This is a genomic window from Chachezhania antarctica, assembly GCF_003646465.1.
Taxonomy (GTDB): domain Bacteria; phylum Pseudomonadota; class Alphaproteobacteria; order Rhodobacterales; family Rhodobacteraceae; genus Chachezhania; species Chachezhania antarctica.
Genome location: NZ_QZEX01000007.1, coordinates 1 through 16,507 on the forward strand (window position 1 = coordinate 1; position 16,507 = coordinate 16,507).

Consider the following 16,507-nt stretch of genomic DNA (forward strand, 5'->3'; position numbering starts at 1 on the left):
ATCGCGGCGCAGCGCGGCTTTGCCGAGACCGGGGTCGCGGTTCCGGGCGCGCTCGGGGTCGGCTTCACGGGCCGGGGCGATAGCCTCCTCTTTTGCCCCGCGCCTGACGAATGGGTGGCGAAATCGCGCCGCGGATATGCAGGCGGCTTCACGCCGGAAAGGGCATGGATATGGGAACCGCAGTAGCGGCCGCGCTGGTGACCGCCGGTGTCGGACAGGCCGCGGCCGCCGTGCTGGGTCCGGCGCTCGCGAACCTGGCCGGCGGGCTTCTCCTGAGTACCGCGTCGCGCGCGCTAGGCGCGGGCGGAAGCCGGACGCAATCGCCGATCGAAGTTCAGGAGCAGGAGCTGCGCCAACCGACAAGCCTGCCGGCAAAGCGGCACGTCTACGGCGAGACGGAAGCCGTTGGCACGCCGGCGCCGGTCAACGTGGTGAAGGACGGCAAGCTCTATGGCGTCTGGCTGGTCAACAGCCGGCCGTCTGCCGGTCCCTTCACGCTCCGGCTCGACAAGCGGCCGGTGGATCTGGACGGGGATCCCTACGATTTCGACGGGGCCGGCGCGACGGCGACGAACGAGCCTTTCGCGGGCTATATCCGGGTGTGGATCGGCCGGGGCGAGCAGACCGCGCCGCCGGCGGCCGTGACCGCGGCCGTTCCCTATTCCGAGGGCAACCCGACATGGTTCAAGGAAACGGACGCCTGGCGCGGCTGCACCGTGGTCTGGATGGAAATCGACGTGGGCAAAACGGCCGAGCGCGCGAACCGCTGGCCGTCTCTGCCGCCGGATCTCGCGCTGCGCGGGCCCTGGTCTTACGTCTGGGATCCGCGCGATCCGGCGCAAAGCCTGGACGATCCCGCAACTTGGCTCGCGAGCGACAATCAGGCGCTTTGCACGCTCGACGCGCTGACGCAGAGCCCGGTCGCGCCGCTGGTGCTGGATGATCTTATCCTCGATCTGTGCAAATGGGCCGCGGACGTGGCCGACGAGGACGCGGCGAAGAAAGGCGGCGATACGGAAAAACGCTACCGGGTGCAGGGGACGCTTGTCTATTCGGCCGATAGTGAGCTCGAGGATCAGATCGAGCCGCTTCTCGCCGCCGGCGCGACGGAGCTGGTGCAGATCGGCGGGCGGCGCGGTCTGCTGCCGGCCGCGCCGATCCCGGCGGCCTACACGCTGTCCGAGATCCTGGACAGTTACGAGTTCGAACGCTTCGCCGCGGGCGATGGCGGTTTCGGCCAGGTTCGCACGACCTATGTCTCGGCCGATCGGGATTATGAGACCGCGGATCTCGGCCCCTGGCCCGTGCCCGACGCGCCGGCCGCCGCAACCCGCGTGTTCGATCATCCGCTGACGATGGTGCAAAGTGGCACGCAAGCGCAGCGGCTGCGCTGGATCGAGGGCCAGCGCCTGTTGCTGCAAAAGCGGTTTTCCTCGGTCGGGCCGCCGGAGATGATCCAGCTCCTGCCCGGCGCCAGGGTGACGGGTGCCCTGCCGGACCGGCCGCGGTTCAACGGGTCATGGCAGGCGGTTTCGTTGCGATCGGCCGCGTCGCTGACAGGAGATGACGAGGGCGTGGCCCTGCGGACGCCGTTTGTCCTGCGGGAATATTCCGACGCGGTGTTCGCCTATGATGCGGAGCTGCATGAACAGGAGCTGACGACGCTGCCGACCGACTTCGCCTATCCGCAGGTCGAACCGCCGGGCGAGATCGAGATCACGGCCGGGCCGGGTGTGGATTTCGACGCGGGCAGCGCGATCGTCTCGCGCCTGCGGTTCGCCGCGCCGCCATCGCCTACGGCCTCAGTGACGCATTACGAGCTGCAGATGACCAACGTCACGGCCGATGAGCCCGGCGCCTGGATCTCGGGCGGGGTGATCGACGCGGATCTGCGCGACTCGAGCGGCAAGGTCTATGGCTGGATCCACAACCCGCCGATAGATCCCGAGTTCGATATGCGGTTGCGCGCCATGGTCGGAAGCTCTGCATCCGCCTGGGTGGTCAAGGAAAGCGTTTCTGTCGATTTCGAGATCACGGTCAACAGCGCGACGGCCGGCGCGGGCGAGGCCACTTTCAACGTGACCATGCCGGGAAGCCTGATCGGCCAGGGCGCGCGGATCTGGCGGGCCGAGACCGGCGACGGGTTCGGCGCGGCCGAGGATATCGGCGGCGTGCTGGCCGTGGGGCCGGGTGAAACGGCCGATATTGCCGCCGGGGCCGATCCTGGCGAGGCCGATTTCTTCGTCACGGCGGTTTCGCGCACCGGGTCCGATGGCCCGGCCGCCGGCCCGTTCACGCTGACCATTACCTGACATTGCCCCTGCGGGGGCATCGGCGGCCTGTCGATCGACGGGGCCGGCTAAACGCGCGCGCCTGGCGCGCCTTCTCAAGAGCGAGGTTTCTCATGAACGCGCCAACCGTCAAGATCCCGACGACCGCCGCTGCGGCCGGAACAAGACAAACCCGGAAGGACCTGGCCGAGGCGGCATTCAATGCGCCGCTCAAGATCCTGTCGGACAGGATCGCCGCCATGGGGCTCGGGGTCACTATTCAGGCCGAACCGTGGGATGCCTCGGGGGGCGCCTTCCCTGCCGGGGCGTCGAAGGGTGACGGCTGGTTTATCGGAACGGCCGGCGCGATCGACGGGGTGGCCCTGCGGCCCGGGGATCTGATCGTTGCCGCGGTGGGTGATGCGGCAACGGATGACGCCGGTGATTGGGCGTTCAACACGCTGAGCCAGTTTTTCCCGGCCGGGATCGCGCGGCGGTTCTGGGACAACTTCGCCGGTTTCGAAGTTGACGGCGCGGCCTACAACGATGGCGATGAGATCTTTGTGGAAGATTTCAAGCTGCAGGCGAAAGCGGTGCCTGGCGCGGATGAGCCGTTCGTCGCGAACGGCGGCGGGCAACCGTTCATTGTTCCGTCCTACATCAAGACGCCGACGCTGCGGGCCTTCAATCCGGTCGGCGACGGCGATCCGGGGAACATGGCGCAGGACACGGCGGCCTTCGTGAGCCTCTTCAAGTGGATGATCGCCAACCGGCCCGAGGGCGGGACCGTGGAAATCACGCCGAGCTGGCGCGGTGGCCCCTACGTGGTCGATGATCTGCCGGAGCTGTCGATGCGGGCCGGTTACGCCGGCGGTTACGCCGCGCCGCTCATGGGCAGCCTGCATATCGCGGCCGAGGGCGCGAAGGTTCTGCACGGGGGTGCGGGCACGTTTTTCACGTATCACGGGCAGACGGGCGGCCGCCGGCTGGTACTGCGGGGCGGTGAATGGTCCACCACGCAAACCGTTGCCCCGTTCTGGAAGATGCGGGACGCGGCGCAGCTCGGCTTTCATCCTGCCGGGATCGCGGGCGTCACGAACACGCCGATCCTGATCCTGATCCAGAATTGGCGCAACTGGTCGGAAAACGTGATGATCTCCGGCGGTGCCAACGGGAAACTGCGCCTGACAAGCGGGCTTGTGCAGGTCGAGCTGCAGAGCACGGCTCAAGCCATGATTTACGAGGGCGTGGTCGAAAATCCGGGCGGCACGTCAAGTTTCTCGCGCTTCCATTTCTCGAACATCTTCACGCAAGGATGCGGCGGCGACGAAACGGGGCACGGCATCGTCCTGAAAATGGACGGCGGCGCCTATGATAGCCTCGCGACCAAGATCGACGGCAACAAGAGGTCTGATGGCCCCGTGGTGGTCGGCCTGGGCGTGCATGCCGACATGGTGATCCATGCGATCAAGATGGAGGGCGCCAGCGACCTTCCCGATCAGTACGCGATCGACATGAGCGATGCCGTCACGATCGCCTCTTGCTTCGGGAACAGTTGGGGCGGCTCCAAGGGCGAGTTTGCGCCTGGTTCGGGCACGACCGGGCGCAGGGTGCGGTTCAACACGGTCGTTCAGGCCGAGCAATTCGTCTCGGATCGGTTCGAGCTGACGGACNATCAGCGCCGAGCAGCTCTCGGAATGGGGCGGCAACACGACGATTATCGTCAGTTGCTCGGGCGTCGCGAACGAGATCGACGGCACCTGCAAGATCAAGCGCAAGCAGGGCGAGAGCGGGCTCATACTGGATACCCTGGGAACGCCTTTGAACCTGGCGTTCTCGGTCGTGTCCGGCGGCCTGACCGTGACCCAGACCTCCGGCGCTGACGTTGCCGCGCAGGTGTCCGGCGTCTTCCTGAACGGCTGATAGCCGGCTTCACTCCTCAACCGCCAGAAAGGAATTTCCCATGGCAAGTCTTGCCCAACTCTGCACCTTCGACATGAATGAATGGATCAACCATATCCGGACGGACATGAATGTCGTCCTGGACGACCGCACACGGCTTTGCATGTTCTACTCGCAGGATCCGCGCGAAATCGGCCTGTTCGTGGATGGTCACCGGGTGGCAACCTTTCGCGAAGAGGGCGCGCCGATCCGCCATGAGCCGAACATTGCCGCGGGCGTGCCCGAGTATCCCGATCATGCGGAGGTGTCCGAGGCCAGGATCGCCGAAGCCTCGGCCAGTTTCGCGAGCTGAGCCTGTCGAGGTCGGCATGTCCCAACGCATAGCTTTCGCCATAATCGAGCACGGCCGCGCGACCGAGTGGCTGACCAGCTGCGTGCTGCTGGTCTTCGCGATCACCCTGATGGTGCCCGGCGACACGATGGGACGGGCCGGGTTCGCGCCCTTCCGCAGCATGGGGTTCGACGAGGCCATGCTGTCGACGCCATTGGCGCTGATAGCTTCGGCTCGGCTTGCGGCGCTCTACATCAATGGGCAGTGGCGTCGTTCGCCTGTCATGAGAGCCACGGGTGCTGTCGTGGGGGCCACGGTGTTCACGATGCTGGCGGTCACCTTCGGCTGGGCCTGGCTAACGGCCGGCGCCGTCTTCCAGAACGCGGTGGCTTTGACCACGGGGTTCGGCACGTACCTGGTCCTGGCAGCCTTCGATGTACTTGCAGCATACAGGAGCGGCGCTGATGTCCGAATTGCTCGGCCTCGGGCCTGAAGAAGTTGCGATCGTCGGGGCAGGGCTGGGCGCCTTTATCGGAACGATCGTCGTCACGATCCGTGGCGTGAAGAAGGGCAAACCGACCAGCGCCGCGGTGGCCGCCGCGGTCTCGGGGGCGTCCTGCCGGGCCGGCGACATCGCACCGGCCCTGGCTGTCATCCAGCGCGACCTGCAGGAAATGAGCGAAAAGCAAGACGAGCACGGCCGCGTCCTTGCGGTCCTGGAAGATCGCACCCGATCGCGTTGAAACCCGATCGGATCAGAACAACAGGCGAGCGTACCACAGAGCCTTGTCCACGCTGATCGCCAATCCGATTGCGCAGGCCAGTATGTCGAAGGTCATCGAGCGGATCTTGGGTCCCATCGGTCATGTTTGGCATCGAGACCCTGAATAAGGGTTAAGAGTCCAACCCTTAGCCCGCTCGCACCAGAAAACCCGTACCAAATGCCCCGCTTTCACGCGGGGTTTTCTGCATTGGAGAACCATCATGCCTATCTGGAAAGGAGCCGCCGCGCCGATGTCGGCCGGTGCATTCGCTTCGGCCGCGATGCTGCTGAACTGCGAGGAAGCCGCGATCCGCGCGCTGTGGGATGTCGAAAGCGCCGGGAGGGGCTTCCGCGCCGACGGCAGCCTGACACGCCGGTTCGAGCCGCATCACATGCCACGCTCTCTCTGGCCCAAGATCGGGTTCCGGCCCGGCGCGCTGGCGCCGTGGAAGGCATCGTACCGGCTCAAGACCTCCGCACGCGAGGCGATGTTCGGCAAGGCAGAGGCGCTGGACGCCGAAGCCGCGTATCAGGCGACCAGCTGGGGCGGGCCGCAGATCATGGGCTTCAACTGCGAAGCGGCCGGGTTCGACACCGCGACCGCCATGGTCAAGGCCATGGCCGCGTCCGAAGGCGACCACCTGTCGGCCTTCGTGGCGCTGGTCACGTCCTGGGGGCTGGCATCGGCCATCCGGGCACACGACTGGCAGACAATCGAAACCCGCTACAACGGGGGCGGGCAGGGCGGCGCCTACGCCCGCAAGATGGAAGCGGCCTACCGACGCCACAGCGGCGGCGTGGCGTCGCCTGCCGTGCTTCGCCTCGGATCCTCGGGGCCAGCGGTCAAGCGGCTGCAGACCGCGCTTCAGATCGAGGCGGATGGCAGCTTTGGCCCTCAGACGGACACGGCTGTCCGCCGATTCCAGAGCGCGGCTGGCCTGCAGGTGGACGGCGTTGTCGGTCAAGTTACCTGGGCGGCCCTGGAAGCGCGGACATCGGCTGAGCCGGTCAAACAGGCCACGCCCGTCGACCGGGTGTCCGAGATGGTGGGGAAGGGCGCGGCGACGGTCGGCACGATCACCACGGCAGCCGCCGGGCTTCAGGCTGTCGTGCCGGAGCATGCCTATGACCTGATGATCTATGCCGCCATCGGCATGGCCGTGGTCGCCGGTGGGATCATCCTGTCACGCCGGGTGCTGGCATGAGGCTGGCGCTTGTCGGCATCGGGGCGGCGATCATCGTCGCTGCCTTCACGGCCGGGGCGGTGTTCTGGGCCCGGGGTGACCGGGTCCAGGACCTGCAAGACCGTATCGACACCAGAGAGAGGATAGACAATGCGCTGGATCGCCCTGTCGGCTGCGCTTGGTATGAGCGCCTGCACGACTCCTGTTGAGACATCGGGCCTGTGTGACGGCCTGCAGCGCCCTGTCGCCGCCCTGCGGTCCGCTTTGGCCTACGAAACATCCACCACGCCGCAATCCGTCGGGGAAGCCGGCACAGACGTTGTGCTGGCGTCGGAAGCCGGTTGCGCGTGGTGAACGGAGATCCGTCCGGCTGCGCGTTCGCACGCGTCCCGGGCGGTCAGCCGGAGGGCATGACAGTCCTCCGCCGAACGGCCTCAACGGTCCCAGGCGTCTTCCCGCGTCGGGCCCTTGCGGCACCCGCCACACGGGCGGGGGCGGTGATTGCTCACCGCCACGCAGCCCTGCTTCCAACACAGCTGCGCCGACATGAAGTCAGATAATGTCGCCCGACTCCCGCGAGAGTGGCGCGACTAAATCTGGACCAACTCCCCATGACAATGACGAAAGTTGCCGCTGCAGCACCCGTGGCCCCGTGGATGGGCGGCAAGAAGGCCCTTCACCAGGCCATCATCGCGCGGATCGAGCGCATCGACCATTCCACCTATGTCGAGCCGTTCGCCGGGATGGGAGGCGTGTTCCTCCGCCGGAAATGGCGCCCCAGGCTCGAGGTCATGAACGACCTGAACGGCGAGATCGTGAACCTTTTCCGGATCCTGCAACGCCACTATCCGCAATTCCTGGAAATCCTGCGCTTCCAGGTCGCTTCGCGAAAGGAGTTCGAACGCTTGCGGAAAACCGATCCGGCCACATTGACCGATCTCGAGCGCGCCGCCCGGTTCCTCTACCTGCAGCGCCTGGCGTTCGGCGGGCAGGTGTCGGGTGTCTTCGGGGTCGCGAAAGATCGATCCCGATTCCGGCTGTCCGCGCTGGAGCCGCTTCTCGATGCCGCGCATTCGCGGCTCGAAGCCGTCGTGTTCGAAAACCTCGACTGGGCAGACGTCGTACGCCGCTATGACGGGCCGGGGACGCTCTTCTACCTGGATCCGCCGTACTACGGCGGCGAGAGCGACTATGGGAAAGGTCTGTTCGATCGCAACCAATTCGAAGCGATCAGGGCTGCCCTGGACGATGCGGCCGGCGCCTTTATCCTCTCGATCAACGACACGCCGAAAACCCGGGAACTGTTCGGCGCGTTCCACCTGAGCGAAGTCGAGCTGAAGTATACTGTGGCCAAGGACGGTGCGACCGTGGCGAATGAATTGTTGGTGTCGAACCGGCAGGTGGAGGCAACGTTGCTTTGAACGGTTAGTGTTGAATGGGCGGGGGCGACCGATGGAGGTCCTCCCCAACCTTCTCGCGGCAGGGAGCGTACGGCGGAAGAACATTTTCTTGCTTCGAAGCGTTCACGCCAACTTGGGCGACGCGGAGGGCGGTGAGCGGACTTGCGGCGGTGCGGCACGGCAGCTGCAGCAAGCTGGAAAAGCAGACGATCAGGCACACCGCGTGGGAAACTCGCTGGATCAGTTGGAAGACCGCGTAAAGACGGATCGCCGTGATGCCTCACTGCGGGCGAAGTTGCATCGGACCGGGGAATTGACGGCCGTTTAGGATGGTCCTGTCTGTGGATAGAACCTCAGCGCAACGAGAAAAGGAGTGTGCGCAATTTAGGACTATGCGGACGATACCTCGAGCCCCTAGCCTAAGGTTCATTATATTTTACGTCGAACATCGTGGCTTTAGCTAGTCTTTGAGGAGCAATCGGGTAGAGGAAGAAATGGTATCCAGGCGAGATAAGCTGGCGAAAATCGACGGCAGGGTGAATTCGAAATGGCAGAGATAGCTGTTGCTAGCGAAAGACAGACAGCCATTCGCTTGCTTGCCTGCATTCAGGCGGCAGGAGATAAAAATAATGCGATCCGTTGGGGGGACGATGTTGTTTCCGTCCTGCACTCCCAGTCGCGCTTGCAGGCGCTGGACTTCTGGATGCGCAATCCCGACTATCTCGCCAACGAACTCCTAACTGAGTTCGAGGCGTCCGGCGAACGTGATCTGGTGATGATCGCTCAGGGCATATTCGATGATCGCGAACCCGATCTCCGGCGCTTACCGATGGTCCGCTATCTGTTCGGGGCGTTTGAACCGCTCGACAACGCGCTGGCGATCCTGCGGGCAGCTGACCTCATTCGGATCAAGCGCGACGGTGTTCCCGGCGGCAAGATCCGCGAACATCTCTATCTTTTGACCACCGCAGGCGAAGACGCGCTGGTGCGGATCACCGCCGCAGCATCCGAACTTGGCTGGTATCGCGACCGTGCTGGTATCGTGGCTCGGGTGGCAGGCGCACAGGGTGGCAAGGCACTGAAGGACCGACAGTATCTACAGGCCGAATATGCTGGAACAGAACTTAGCCATGTAATCCAGCCGATCACCGATCAGGTGCTGGCACGGCTCGCAGCAATCTTGGAAAGGCTGGACAAATGACCGGTAGCTGGCTGGAGATGGTCGCGGAAAAGGCAGGTATGAGCCCCACAGTAGCGGAACTGGCTCTGCGCAAGAGAGGAATTGTGGCAGACCGGCCGTTGCGACCCGCGCCCACGTTGACGATACGCCGTATCGCGTTCAGGGGTGAAAAGCGCGGAACCGCTCAGGGTGCGATCGACTTTGACTGGTCGGAACTGACCGCCGGCGTCTGGGCAGTGACGAGCCAGAGGAACCTCCGGGGCAAATCAACAGTGCTGGAAATCCTGCTGTGGGCGCTGCGAGGCAGGCCGAAGGGCCTGCAGGACGACGTGCGCCGGTGGTTGTCCTCGGTGTGCGTCGAATTTGATGTCGATGATCAGCGTTACGTGGTGGAGTTCGCGGTCGACGAGCGTGTTCCGCGCGGCAGCTTGGCGCGCCGCCGCCCGTCAGGAGAGACGGACGAACTCGATCGCTTCATGTCGGACGAGGGCTTCGAGGCCGCGATGTCGCGCTTCATGATGAATACACTCGATCTCGACCCGGTCACGGCGATGCAGGGCAAAGAGGACGAGCGCAAAGTTGTTGAGCATGGCTGGGCCGCGCTTTCGGGCGGCCTCTACTTCGGCGGCGACCACAAGCAGTTACTAGGTGACGTCCAGATGGGGGGTCTGCCAGCACGCATGTTGCAGATGTATATTGGTATACCTTGGGCGACAACGGTGATGCAGGCGAGCACCGTCAAGCGCGAGCTTGAACAAGAAGCCGAGAAAGCGTCCAAGGCTGCGACGGCAGCGGCGAAGGACGCGGAGATTGCCCGCACGCGGATCGACGGTGAACTTCAGGCGGCGAAGAAGATTCTGGACGGCTTCGCACAAGTGACCGGAACAGCCTCCGAAATCGAGCGCTTGGCCGGCGAAGTCGCTCGCCTTTCGCCAATTGCGCTCGATCTCGCGCAGCGCCTAGCCCGTGCCGAGGCCGAAACGACCGAACTGGAACGCCTCGCGACCGGGGACGAGCGTGCTGTGCGTGATCTGCGCGAGAACATCGTTGCGACGCAGTTCTTCAACGGCCTGAAACCTGTTTGTTGCCCGCGCTGCGAGACGCGGGTGTCGAGCGAACGGCTGAAGCGCGAAAGTGCTGATCTGAGTTGTTCGCTCTGCGCTGAGGAGATCCCGATCGATGAGATGGAGGGCGCGGACGACGGGTTGGACGCGATCGAACAGCGTTTCGCGGCCGCCAAAGCTGCCGCCGATCGTGCGCGCGCCAACACCAATGCGCTGAGTGTGAAGACGAAGTCGAGCAGCGACGAGCTCGAGCATGCACGGCGGGAACTGACCAAGGCGGCAACGAGTGCCACATTCGAAGAGCGTCGAAAGGCAGAACTTGAAGTTGCGCGACTGGAGGGCGCACTGAAGGAGCGCCAGACACCGGCGACACCCGTTATTGTTTCTTCCGATGTTACGCTTATCAACGCGGCTCATGCCGAGGCAGATAAAGCCTACAACGCTGGTCGCGGCGACATACTCGAGCGCTTGAACACGGAGATTCTCGCGCTGGGGCAACGGCTCGGTGTGCAGATGCTCGAGGAGGTAAAGCTCAATACCAACGCCTCTCTCCGGCTTACCAAGGGTGGCGAGTCGACCAGCTTCAGCAAGGTGACTGCAGGCGAGCGGCTGCGGCTACGGATCGCGACTGCGGTGGCTTTGATTCGGGTTGGACAAGAACGGGGCCTCGGTCGTCATCCCGGCCTCCTCATAGTTGACTCTCCTGCCGCTGAAGAAGTGAGCCCCGATGATCTGACCGCCGTATTGAGCGAGCTTCAGGCGATTTCGTGTGAAACCGTGGGACTGCAGATCATCATCGGGAGCGCCAATGCCAGTGCGATTGTCGATCAGCTTGGCGAGCAATGGTGCCGCTCCGCGACGGGAGACGATTATCTATGGTAGCGCAGCCGCCAGCGCATTCTTCAGCATGAGCGCGCTTGATCTTCTCGAGTCGCGTCTGGCTAGCAACCAGCCGATCACGATCGACGATCTCGGCGGCGTGGATGAAATCCTCGCTGACGCTGATCGACTCTATGCGGCACCTTTCCTCGACATTCTCGCCGACATGATCAGTGCGGCCCCGCCCACGGAAGGTGCGCGCCTGCATAATTTCTTGGTTGACGGCTTTGATGCGGCACGCGACCCGCAATCGTTTCGCGACGCGATTGACCAACTCATTAGGAGTGCAACGCTGCGTGCTGCCATGGCGCAGGCGGTCGCCGCGATATTCACGCGACGGATTCGGGAACACGCTACCGAGCGCGAGGCGCTGATCGCTGCCTATTCGTTCGAAGGCCTTTTCCGTCTCGCGCTGGAAGGCGATGTGAGCCGTCACCGGCCCCTGCTCGAACTCGCCGAAGTCGCACCCAATGCGCCAGGTCCCTTCGCCCAGCATGTCGCGAAGATTGGCGGAGCTGCCTTCCATGCATGGGGCGATGACGATCTGCTGACTATGCTCCACCGGCTGCTCGACAATGAGGAAGCAGAAGGCGAGGCGGCGTTCGAACTCGGCCTCGCGCATCTGGCGCGCGCGTTCGATGGCAGAGATGTAGTAACAGTCCTTGCCGGCTTGGATACGGCGAGGCTGCTTTTCGAACGGGCGTGCGAGGCCGATGATGATAGGTCGGACGCGCGCGCCTATCGGTTGGCGATTGATCTCGTTCTTGGCTTTGCGGCGAACCGAAGTGCCGCTGATATGCAAGATACGTTGGCTGATCTGGTCACCGCGGCGCGGGATCGTGCCACAGTGCTGCGCACTGGCTGCGTGACGCCATGGCTCGCGCCGCGTCAGGACGTGGATGTTGAATGGTTCGAACTCGCGCGCACGGTCCAGCGTGCGGCCAACGATCTTTCCCGTCCGAGCTGGATCAATGCCGCCACGACCATGGATCGCATCTTCGCCGTCTATGACGCAAGTTGCACAATCGCGCACGGCGACGGCCTGCGGTTCGTGCTGCGCCCCCGGGTCGAGGCTTCATTCCTACGCGAACGCGGCCTCGCCGCCCATCTCGACGATCTACTTAGCGACGGCCAATGGCCCGATGTACAGCGAATGATCGCGCAGAATCTCCGCACCAGATTGGATGAGGCTTACCGCGCCGGTGCCGGACCGGGAAAAGCTGGGGAGAATGAGCAATATCCGCTGCTCGCGCGCATTCTCCCTGAGGGCACCTCGACCGAGCAGATTCCCTCCGATATGGCACGATCTCTCGAGGCCGGTCTCGCCAGCCGTGTCGCGCATGACCGCGAGCTTGCCAACCCGGTCCTGCAACGTGTGCTGGCGTCGCTGCGTGATCAGTTGTCCGCCAGCAGCGAGTATACAGGCGAGGTCCAGCAGGCGTTCGACGCCGTCCTCCAACAGATATTGATTTTCTGTAGTGACCGGCAAAATGCTGGGAGACGCGATCTCGGTTCGCGAGGTGCCTATCTGCGCGCTCACGATCCGAGCGAGGCCGACCTCCAGTCAGACCTCCGCGACTTCCTTAAGGGCAATCTGGTGGGCGCCGAGGTCCTGTCCGAGGTGAGCGGTATAGCGACCGGAAGGACAGATCTCTACATCAGCCTAGGCGGCCCGTCTTTCGTTATCGAACTCAAAAAGCATGAGGGCGCGTTCTCACCTGACGCTGCCAATCGCTATCGGGCGCAGGCAATCAGTTATCAGGCGGCCAATGTCCGGATCGGATTTCTCGGTGCGCTCGAACTTGTTGATCGGCTTGGGCCGGTGCCAAGCATCGAGGAATGTCTATGGCACAGTGCCTATGTTCCTGAAGGCGGCTCGCTCGCCCGACACCTTATCGTCTTCAGGGTTCCCGGCCGCCTCAAATCCCCGTCTGCGCTCCGCTAGAGCGCCTAAATCCCAAGACGGCGACAGTTAGTCCCTGATGATCTTCGATAGTGCGTGCGCCTCGAACCGCTCTCCGAACGTCTGCATCACGCGTCTCCAGCCCTGTATCGAATTGAGGGTGAGCGCATAGGGCTGCCCATCAACCAAGATATCCTGACCGTGAGCAATTTTGTTTCTGACCTGATTGATGGTCTTCAGCTTCTTCTTCAACGCTGTGGTTGACTGTCCTTGCCAAGACAGGCCGTTGAACACGTCATTTATACCGAGACGCCTGAAAAGAGCGATGATATTTTCATCGCTTGGGTTTCCCCATCTCGACCACGTCTTGGCGTAGTCCTTCCGCTCATCTTCGGTCAGCTGCCGGCCGAACGCCTTCTCGGAACATGCAAGGAACACATCGCCGACGTAGGCCTGCAACGTGGAGGTCAGCATCACAACGCAAGCTCGGTTCAATGCACGCCCCTCGTGATTTCCGTCTTCGAGCCTCCTTGGGGCTCCCCTCCCACCGCCGTGAAGGTTTCTTCTGGCAGCAATAAGTTCATCGACAAGTCCAAGTTCTAAAGGCAAATCCGCTTCCTCATTGCAATAATATCAAAACAGAAGCGCACAATGCCGCTCCGAAGCAAGTTCCTTTGATTAGCCCAGTGAAACTTAGTCAATCTCGTCCTTGAACAACCCTAAGCGTCGATCTTTTTTCCGATCATCGTGTCACGCGTATCCCCATCACCATCAAATCGTCTCAACGTCAGCAGCACCCGTAGCGCGTAGGGCGTGAGGATCCGACGATCAGCGCCCGCGCCGTTCGTCTATGATCCGATCAATCTCAGCTTCAACTTGACCCGCCGTCTCCTGCATGATGTCGCGAAGTGTTTCCGTTTCCTTCATGAAGTTCACGTAGCTAGACAGAGCTGAATGGGGGTTTCTACCGGAGCGGACCTTCTTGGCTCTGGACTCCCAGGACCCAACAGGATCGGAGCGAACCTTCATGGGGAAGTGAGCTTCCATCCATTTTTCCAAGTCTGCCATATTATTTACGCTCGTCGGCCTGACATGTTTCTTGATGAACGCTCGGCCTTCATCCGAGAAGATCGCCCTCCAAGCCTGGGCGCTGATGATCGACTGGTCGCGACTTACCTTTGAATCGTTGTATGGTCCATTAGCAGCCGTTTGCACGCAGTAATCAAACATCTCGATGATCTCATCGAGATAGTCGGCAATCGAGGCTATCATGGCAACATGGTCGAAGTCCAACCGATTTCGGATATCGCTACACCCACGATTGAAATCCTTACCGTTCGGTATGAGCCTGCCGGTCTTTGACGAGGTCGAGATGTATTTTCGAGCCCTGTACGGGACACTTGTTTTTGATCCGTGTGACCAGTGGCTTACGCGATAATCGGCGAGGATCCGACAAACCACATCCAGGTAGAATGCAGACAGGCTAGGCAGAACCTGCTCGTGATGCAGGCCAGCGTGGTGAAGCTGGTTGCGGAACCCGTGGAGACTAAGGACCGTCGCCTTGTCTTCAGTCGAGATCATCCCCTCCGTGTGGGCGAACTTGACCTTCCGATCGAAGTGCTGGCCCTGCGCTGCCAGCAGCTCATCCTTGTGCGGATAGGCGTCCCACTTTCGATCCCAAGCCTTCAGCTCACCAAGTTTGTCGCGAGCGAAGCGATGAAGGGTCAGCTCAAGGGCATTGTCCGTCATCATTAGGCTGAAGCGAGCGTTGTGAACGTCTCCCTTTGAGATGTGCTCTAGAGCGACGTCCAGTTGCTCCAGAACGCCCGCGATGAATTTGACCACCTCAGTCCCCCTTGATGATAGGCTTGCGGGGTGTCTATAGCTTGGCTTTCACCGTATCAACGCGCCTGTGGACTTTGAAGTGCGCCTCAAGCTAGCAAGGGGTTCCACGGTTATCCGGCGTCACTACCTTCGCATTTCCGCACAACAGTCAGACCGCTTCCTGCCCGCAAATCGGTCGTGGGGTAATGTCGCGCGCCTGCAAACGGCGGCTTCGTCCCGCATCACTACCAGCCCCCCGCGTGTTTTGCGACGTCGTTCCTCGAAGGGCGGCTTTGGAGGATGCGGCAATGCAGCATCCCCGGAAGCTGAGTGGCGGCAAAGGGCCGACTCCGGCGGGCAGGCCAACTCCCCTAGACGAGGAGACTGCCGCGCTGCCGCAGGTCGACCTGAGCCCTTCCGTCCTACCCATGCAAGTGCAGCATCTCAGGGACGTAGCGTAGCGATGCCGTCAAGGACGGCCCACACCGGACCTTCGAGCCTGGCGCAGCGGAGGGCCGGTCTCAGCCCGAAACTGCCAAGCAGTCCAAGTCCAGCGGAGCAGCCCAAATAGGTATCACCTGCAGCTAATTCTCGAAGCGCCTGAAAAATGGCCCATACCTGGCCTACTTGGAAATCCCTGAAGCACATTGCCTTGCCGACCGTACAGTTACCTCACCCTTCTTGACTCAACCTCAGCAAAACATCGGTTTCATTCGTCATGGTGCGTTCCGCGCAACGCGCTGGTGCGGAAAATCTGGAGCGTCGATTGGCTTCTCAACAGCTTTGCGCTTAAATGTCTCATGGACCGGCTATCAGGTCAGACAAGTCGAATCGCGAAGTGTATTGGCGCATAAAAGGTTGAAATTCATTGGCTAGCATCTCAGATGAAGAAATTCATATCCGTATCAATGCCTTAAGCGCTACTAGGTTTGAAAATCTGACTCTGGACCTGGTTCGGGCGGTGGGGTTTCGCAATGTCGTTTGGCGCACCCCAGGTGCGGACGGAGGGCGCGACATTCAAGCGGAGCAGACTTTTTCGGACTTAACTAATTCTGATGTCAAGCACAAGTGGTACATAGAATGTAAGCATTATGCGACGTCAATAGATTGGGCGACACTCTGGAAAAAGATTGCCTTCGCTGATGTTCAGGGCGCTGACTATCTGCTGTTGGCGACAAACTCGCAGCCTTCACCCCAATGTGAAACGGAAATTGAAAGATGGAACGCAGAGAGGCGGCGTCCAGGAATTCGAATCTGGCGAGGTTACGATCTACCCATGTACATGAGGATTCATCAAGAAGTTGCATTTGCGCATGGCATTTTCGATTTCACCAATGAAATTTCATCTCCCGGTGTCGAGATCGCGTTAACACTGTCGAAACTAGTTCAGTCAGCTTACGGCGCGTGGTGCTTTGAAGGCAAATCTGAATTCCCGCTGACAGCAGCTTCAGCGCTATCAGAGTTGTTAAACAAGAGAATGGATGATCTTCAAACTTACGGATTCTTTTCCAAAGGCGACCCAATGATTAGTGCTTCAGATTGGCCATGGCTAAGTCTAAATGGTGACCCGAGTGGGGCTGAAGAAGTTGGCTTTCGCGCCATAGTGTCGATTATCCGGCATCTATTACAGGCGGAGGTAGTCGAGTGCCATTTCGCGGAAGACCAAATTCAGGTTCACTCATCGTGCGCAGGTTTAAAGTTTGACGAACAAGCCTATAAATTTCTTGAGCCTGTTCTTCTTCTCGCTAGATGCGACGCTTTTGAAGCAAAGAGCGATTCATTTTTTTCATTCCAGTTAAGAGGGTAG

General features: G+C 61.6%; 14 protein-coding genes. 12 read left to right on the forward strand and 2 right to left on the reverse strand.

Annotation, left to right across the window (positions count from 1 at the left end; all coding sequences use genetic code 11):
- The 11 genes from D4754_RS24245 to D4754_RS14515 all read left to right on the forward strand — a co-directional run.
- The coding region (locus tag D4754_RS24245) for a hypothetical protein (protein ID WP_205589641.1) at positions 1-186 on the forward strand (186 nt) is incomplete at its 5' end.
- Positions 165-2,312 carry a hypothetical protein gene (locus tag D4754_RS14460; protein WP_163025923.1) on the forward strand — a complete coding sequence of 716 codons (2,148 nt, stop codon included), beginning with the start codon at positions 165-167 and terminating at the stop codon, positions 2,310-2,312. The genes D4754_RS24245 and D4754_RS14460, both read left to right, overlap by 22 nt.
- 1,921 nt (positions 2,313-4,233) lie before the next feature.
- Positions 4,234-4,524 carry a hypothetical protein gene (locus tag D4754_RS14470; protein WP_121064820.1) on the forward strand — a complete coding sequence of 97 codons (291 nt, stop codon included), beginning with the start codon at positions 4,234-4,236 and terminating at the stop codon, positions 4,522-4,524.
- Positions 4,525-4,540: 16 nt separating this feature from the next.
- Entirely contained in the window at positions 4,541-4,996 is a 456-nt protein-coding gene (locus D4754_RS14475) for a hypothetical protein (RefSeq protein WP_121064822.1), read from the forward strand.
- Positions 4,968-5,246, forward strand: a complete 279-nt coding sequence (locus tag D4754_RS14480) for a hypothetical protein (protein ID WP_121064824.1) — start codon at positions 4,968-4,970, stop codon at positions 5,244-5,246. The genes D4754_RS14475 and D4754_RS14480 overlap by 29 nt, the downstream gene beginning before the upstream one ends.
- Positions 5,247-5,487: 241 nt before the next feature.
- Positions 5,488-6,471, forward strand: coding sequence for an N-acetylmuramidase domain-containing protein (locus tag D4754_RS14485; RefSeq protein WP_121064826.1), 984 nt, complete (start codon positions 5,488-5,490; stop codon positions 6,469-6,471).
- A 129-nt stretch (positions 6,472-6,600) separates the two neighbouring features.
- On the forward strand, positions 6,601-6,804 hold the full coding sequence (locus tag D4754_RS24015; protein WP_163025925.1) for a hypothetical protein: 204 nt from the start codon (positions 6,601-6,603) through the stop codon (positions 6,802-6,804).
- Positions 6,805-7,067: 263 nt separating this feature from the next.
- Positions 7,068-7,871: a DNA adenine methylase gene (locus D4754_RS14495; RefSeq protein ID WP_121065316.1), complete on the forward strand. Its 804-nt coding sequence runs from the start codon at positions 7,068-7,070 to the stop codon at positions 7,869-7,871.
- Positions 7,872-8,397: 526 nt separating this feature from the next.
- Positions 8,398-9,051, forward strand: a complete 654-nt coding sequence (locus tag D4754_RS14505) for a hypothetical protein (protein ID WP_240453891.1) — start codon at positions 8,398-8,400, stop codon at positions 9,049-9,051.
- The gene (locus tag D4754_RS14510) at positions 9,048-10,976 is read left to right on the forward strand and encodes a coiled-coil domain-containing protein (RefSeq protein WP_205589642.1); all 1,929 of its coding nucleotides are present in this window, start codon (positions 9,048-9,050) and stop codon (positions 10,974-10,976) included. Before D4754_RS14505 ends, D4754_RS14510 begins: the two co-directional genes overlap by 4 nt.
- A 25-nt stretch (positions 10,977-11,001) precedes the next feature.
- On the forward strand, positions 11,002-12,918 hold the full coding sequence (locus D4754_RS14515) for a hypothetical protein (RefSeq protein WP_121064832.1): 1,917 nt from the start codon (positions 11,002-11,004) through the stop codon (positions 12,916-12,918).
- 27 nt (positions 12,919-12,945) lie between these two features.
- Here D4754_RS14515 and D4754_RS14520 read toward each other — a convergent pair whose 3' ends face one another.
- Entirely contained in the window at positions 12,946-13,485 is a 540-nt protein-coding gene (locus D4754_RS14520) for a HEPN domain-containing protein (protein WP_476727331.1), read from the reverse strand.
- Positions 13,486-13,704: 219 nt separating this feature from the next.
- A complete protein-coding gene (locus tag D4754_RS14525; protein WP_121064836.1) occupies positions 13,705-14,721 on the reverse strand; it encodes a hypothetical protein in 1,017 nt (338 codons plus the stop codon).
- Between the two features lie 847 nt (positions 14,722-15,568).
- Between D4754_RS14525 and D4754_RS14530 the strand changes: the two genes are divergently transcribed.
- Positions 15,569-16,507: a restriction endonuclease gene (locus tag D4754_RS14530; protein ID WP_121064838.1), complete on the forward strand. Its 939-nt coding sequence runs from the start codon at positions 15,569-15,571 to the stop codon at positions 16,505-16,507.

Excerpts from the sequence above, each read along its gene's own strand:
- D4754_RS14460 (WP_163025923.1), top strand. The coding sequence starts at position 165 with ATGGATATGGGAACCGCAGTAGCGGCCGCGCTGGTGACCGCCGGTGTC.
- D4754_RS14470 (WP_121064820.1), top strand. The coding sequence starts at position 4,234 with ATGGCAAGTCTTGCCCAACTCTGCACCTTCGACATGAATGAATGGATC.
- D4754_RS14475 (WP_121064822.1), top strand. The coding sequence starts at position 4,541 with ATGTCCCAACGCATAGCTTTCGCCATAATCGAGCACGGCCGCGCGACC.
- D4754_RS14480 (WP_121064824.1), top strand. The coding sequence starts at position 4,968 with ATGTCCGAATTGCTCGGCCTCGGGCCTGAAGAAGTTGCGATCGTCGGG.
- D4754_RS14485 (WP_121064826.1), top strand. The coding sequence starts at position 5,488 with ATGCCTATCTGGAAAGGAGCCGCCGCGCCGATGTCGGCCGGTGCATTC.
- D4754_RS24015 (WP_163025925.1), top strand. The coding sequence starts at position 6,601 with ATGCGCTGGATCGCCCTGTCGGCTGCGCTTGGTATGAGCGCCTGCACG.
- D4754_RS14495 (WP_121065316.1), top strand. The coding sequence starts at position 7,068 with ATGACGAAAGTTGCCGCTGCAGCACCCGTGGCCCCGTGGATGGGCGGC.
- D4754_RS14505 (WP_240453891.1), top strand. The coding sequence starts at position 8,398 with ATGGCAGAGATAGCTGTTGCTAGCGAAAGACAGACAGCCATTCGCTTG.
- D4754_RS14510 (WP_205589642.1), top strand. The coding sequence starts at position 9,048 with ATGACCGGTAGCTGGCTGGAGATGGTCGCGGAAAAGGCAGGTATGAGC.
- D4754_RS14515 (WP_121064832.1), top strand. The coding sequence starts at position 11,002 with ATGAGCGCGCTTGATCTTCTCGAGTCGCGTCTGGCTAGCAACCAGCCG.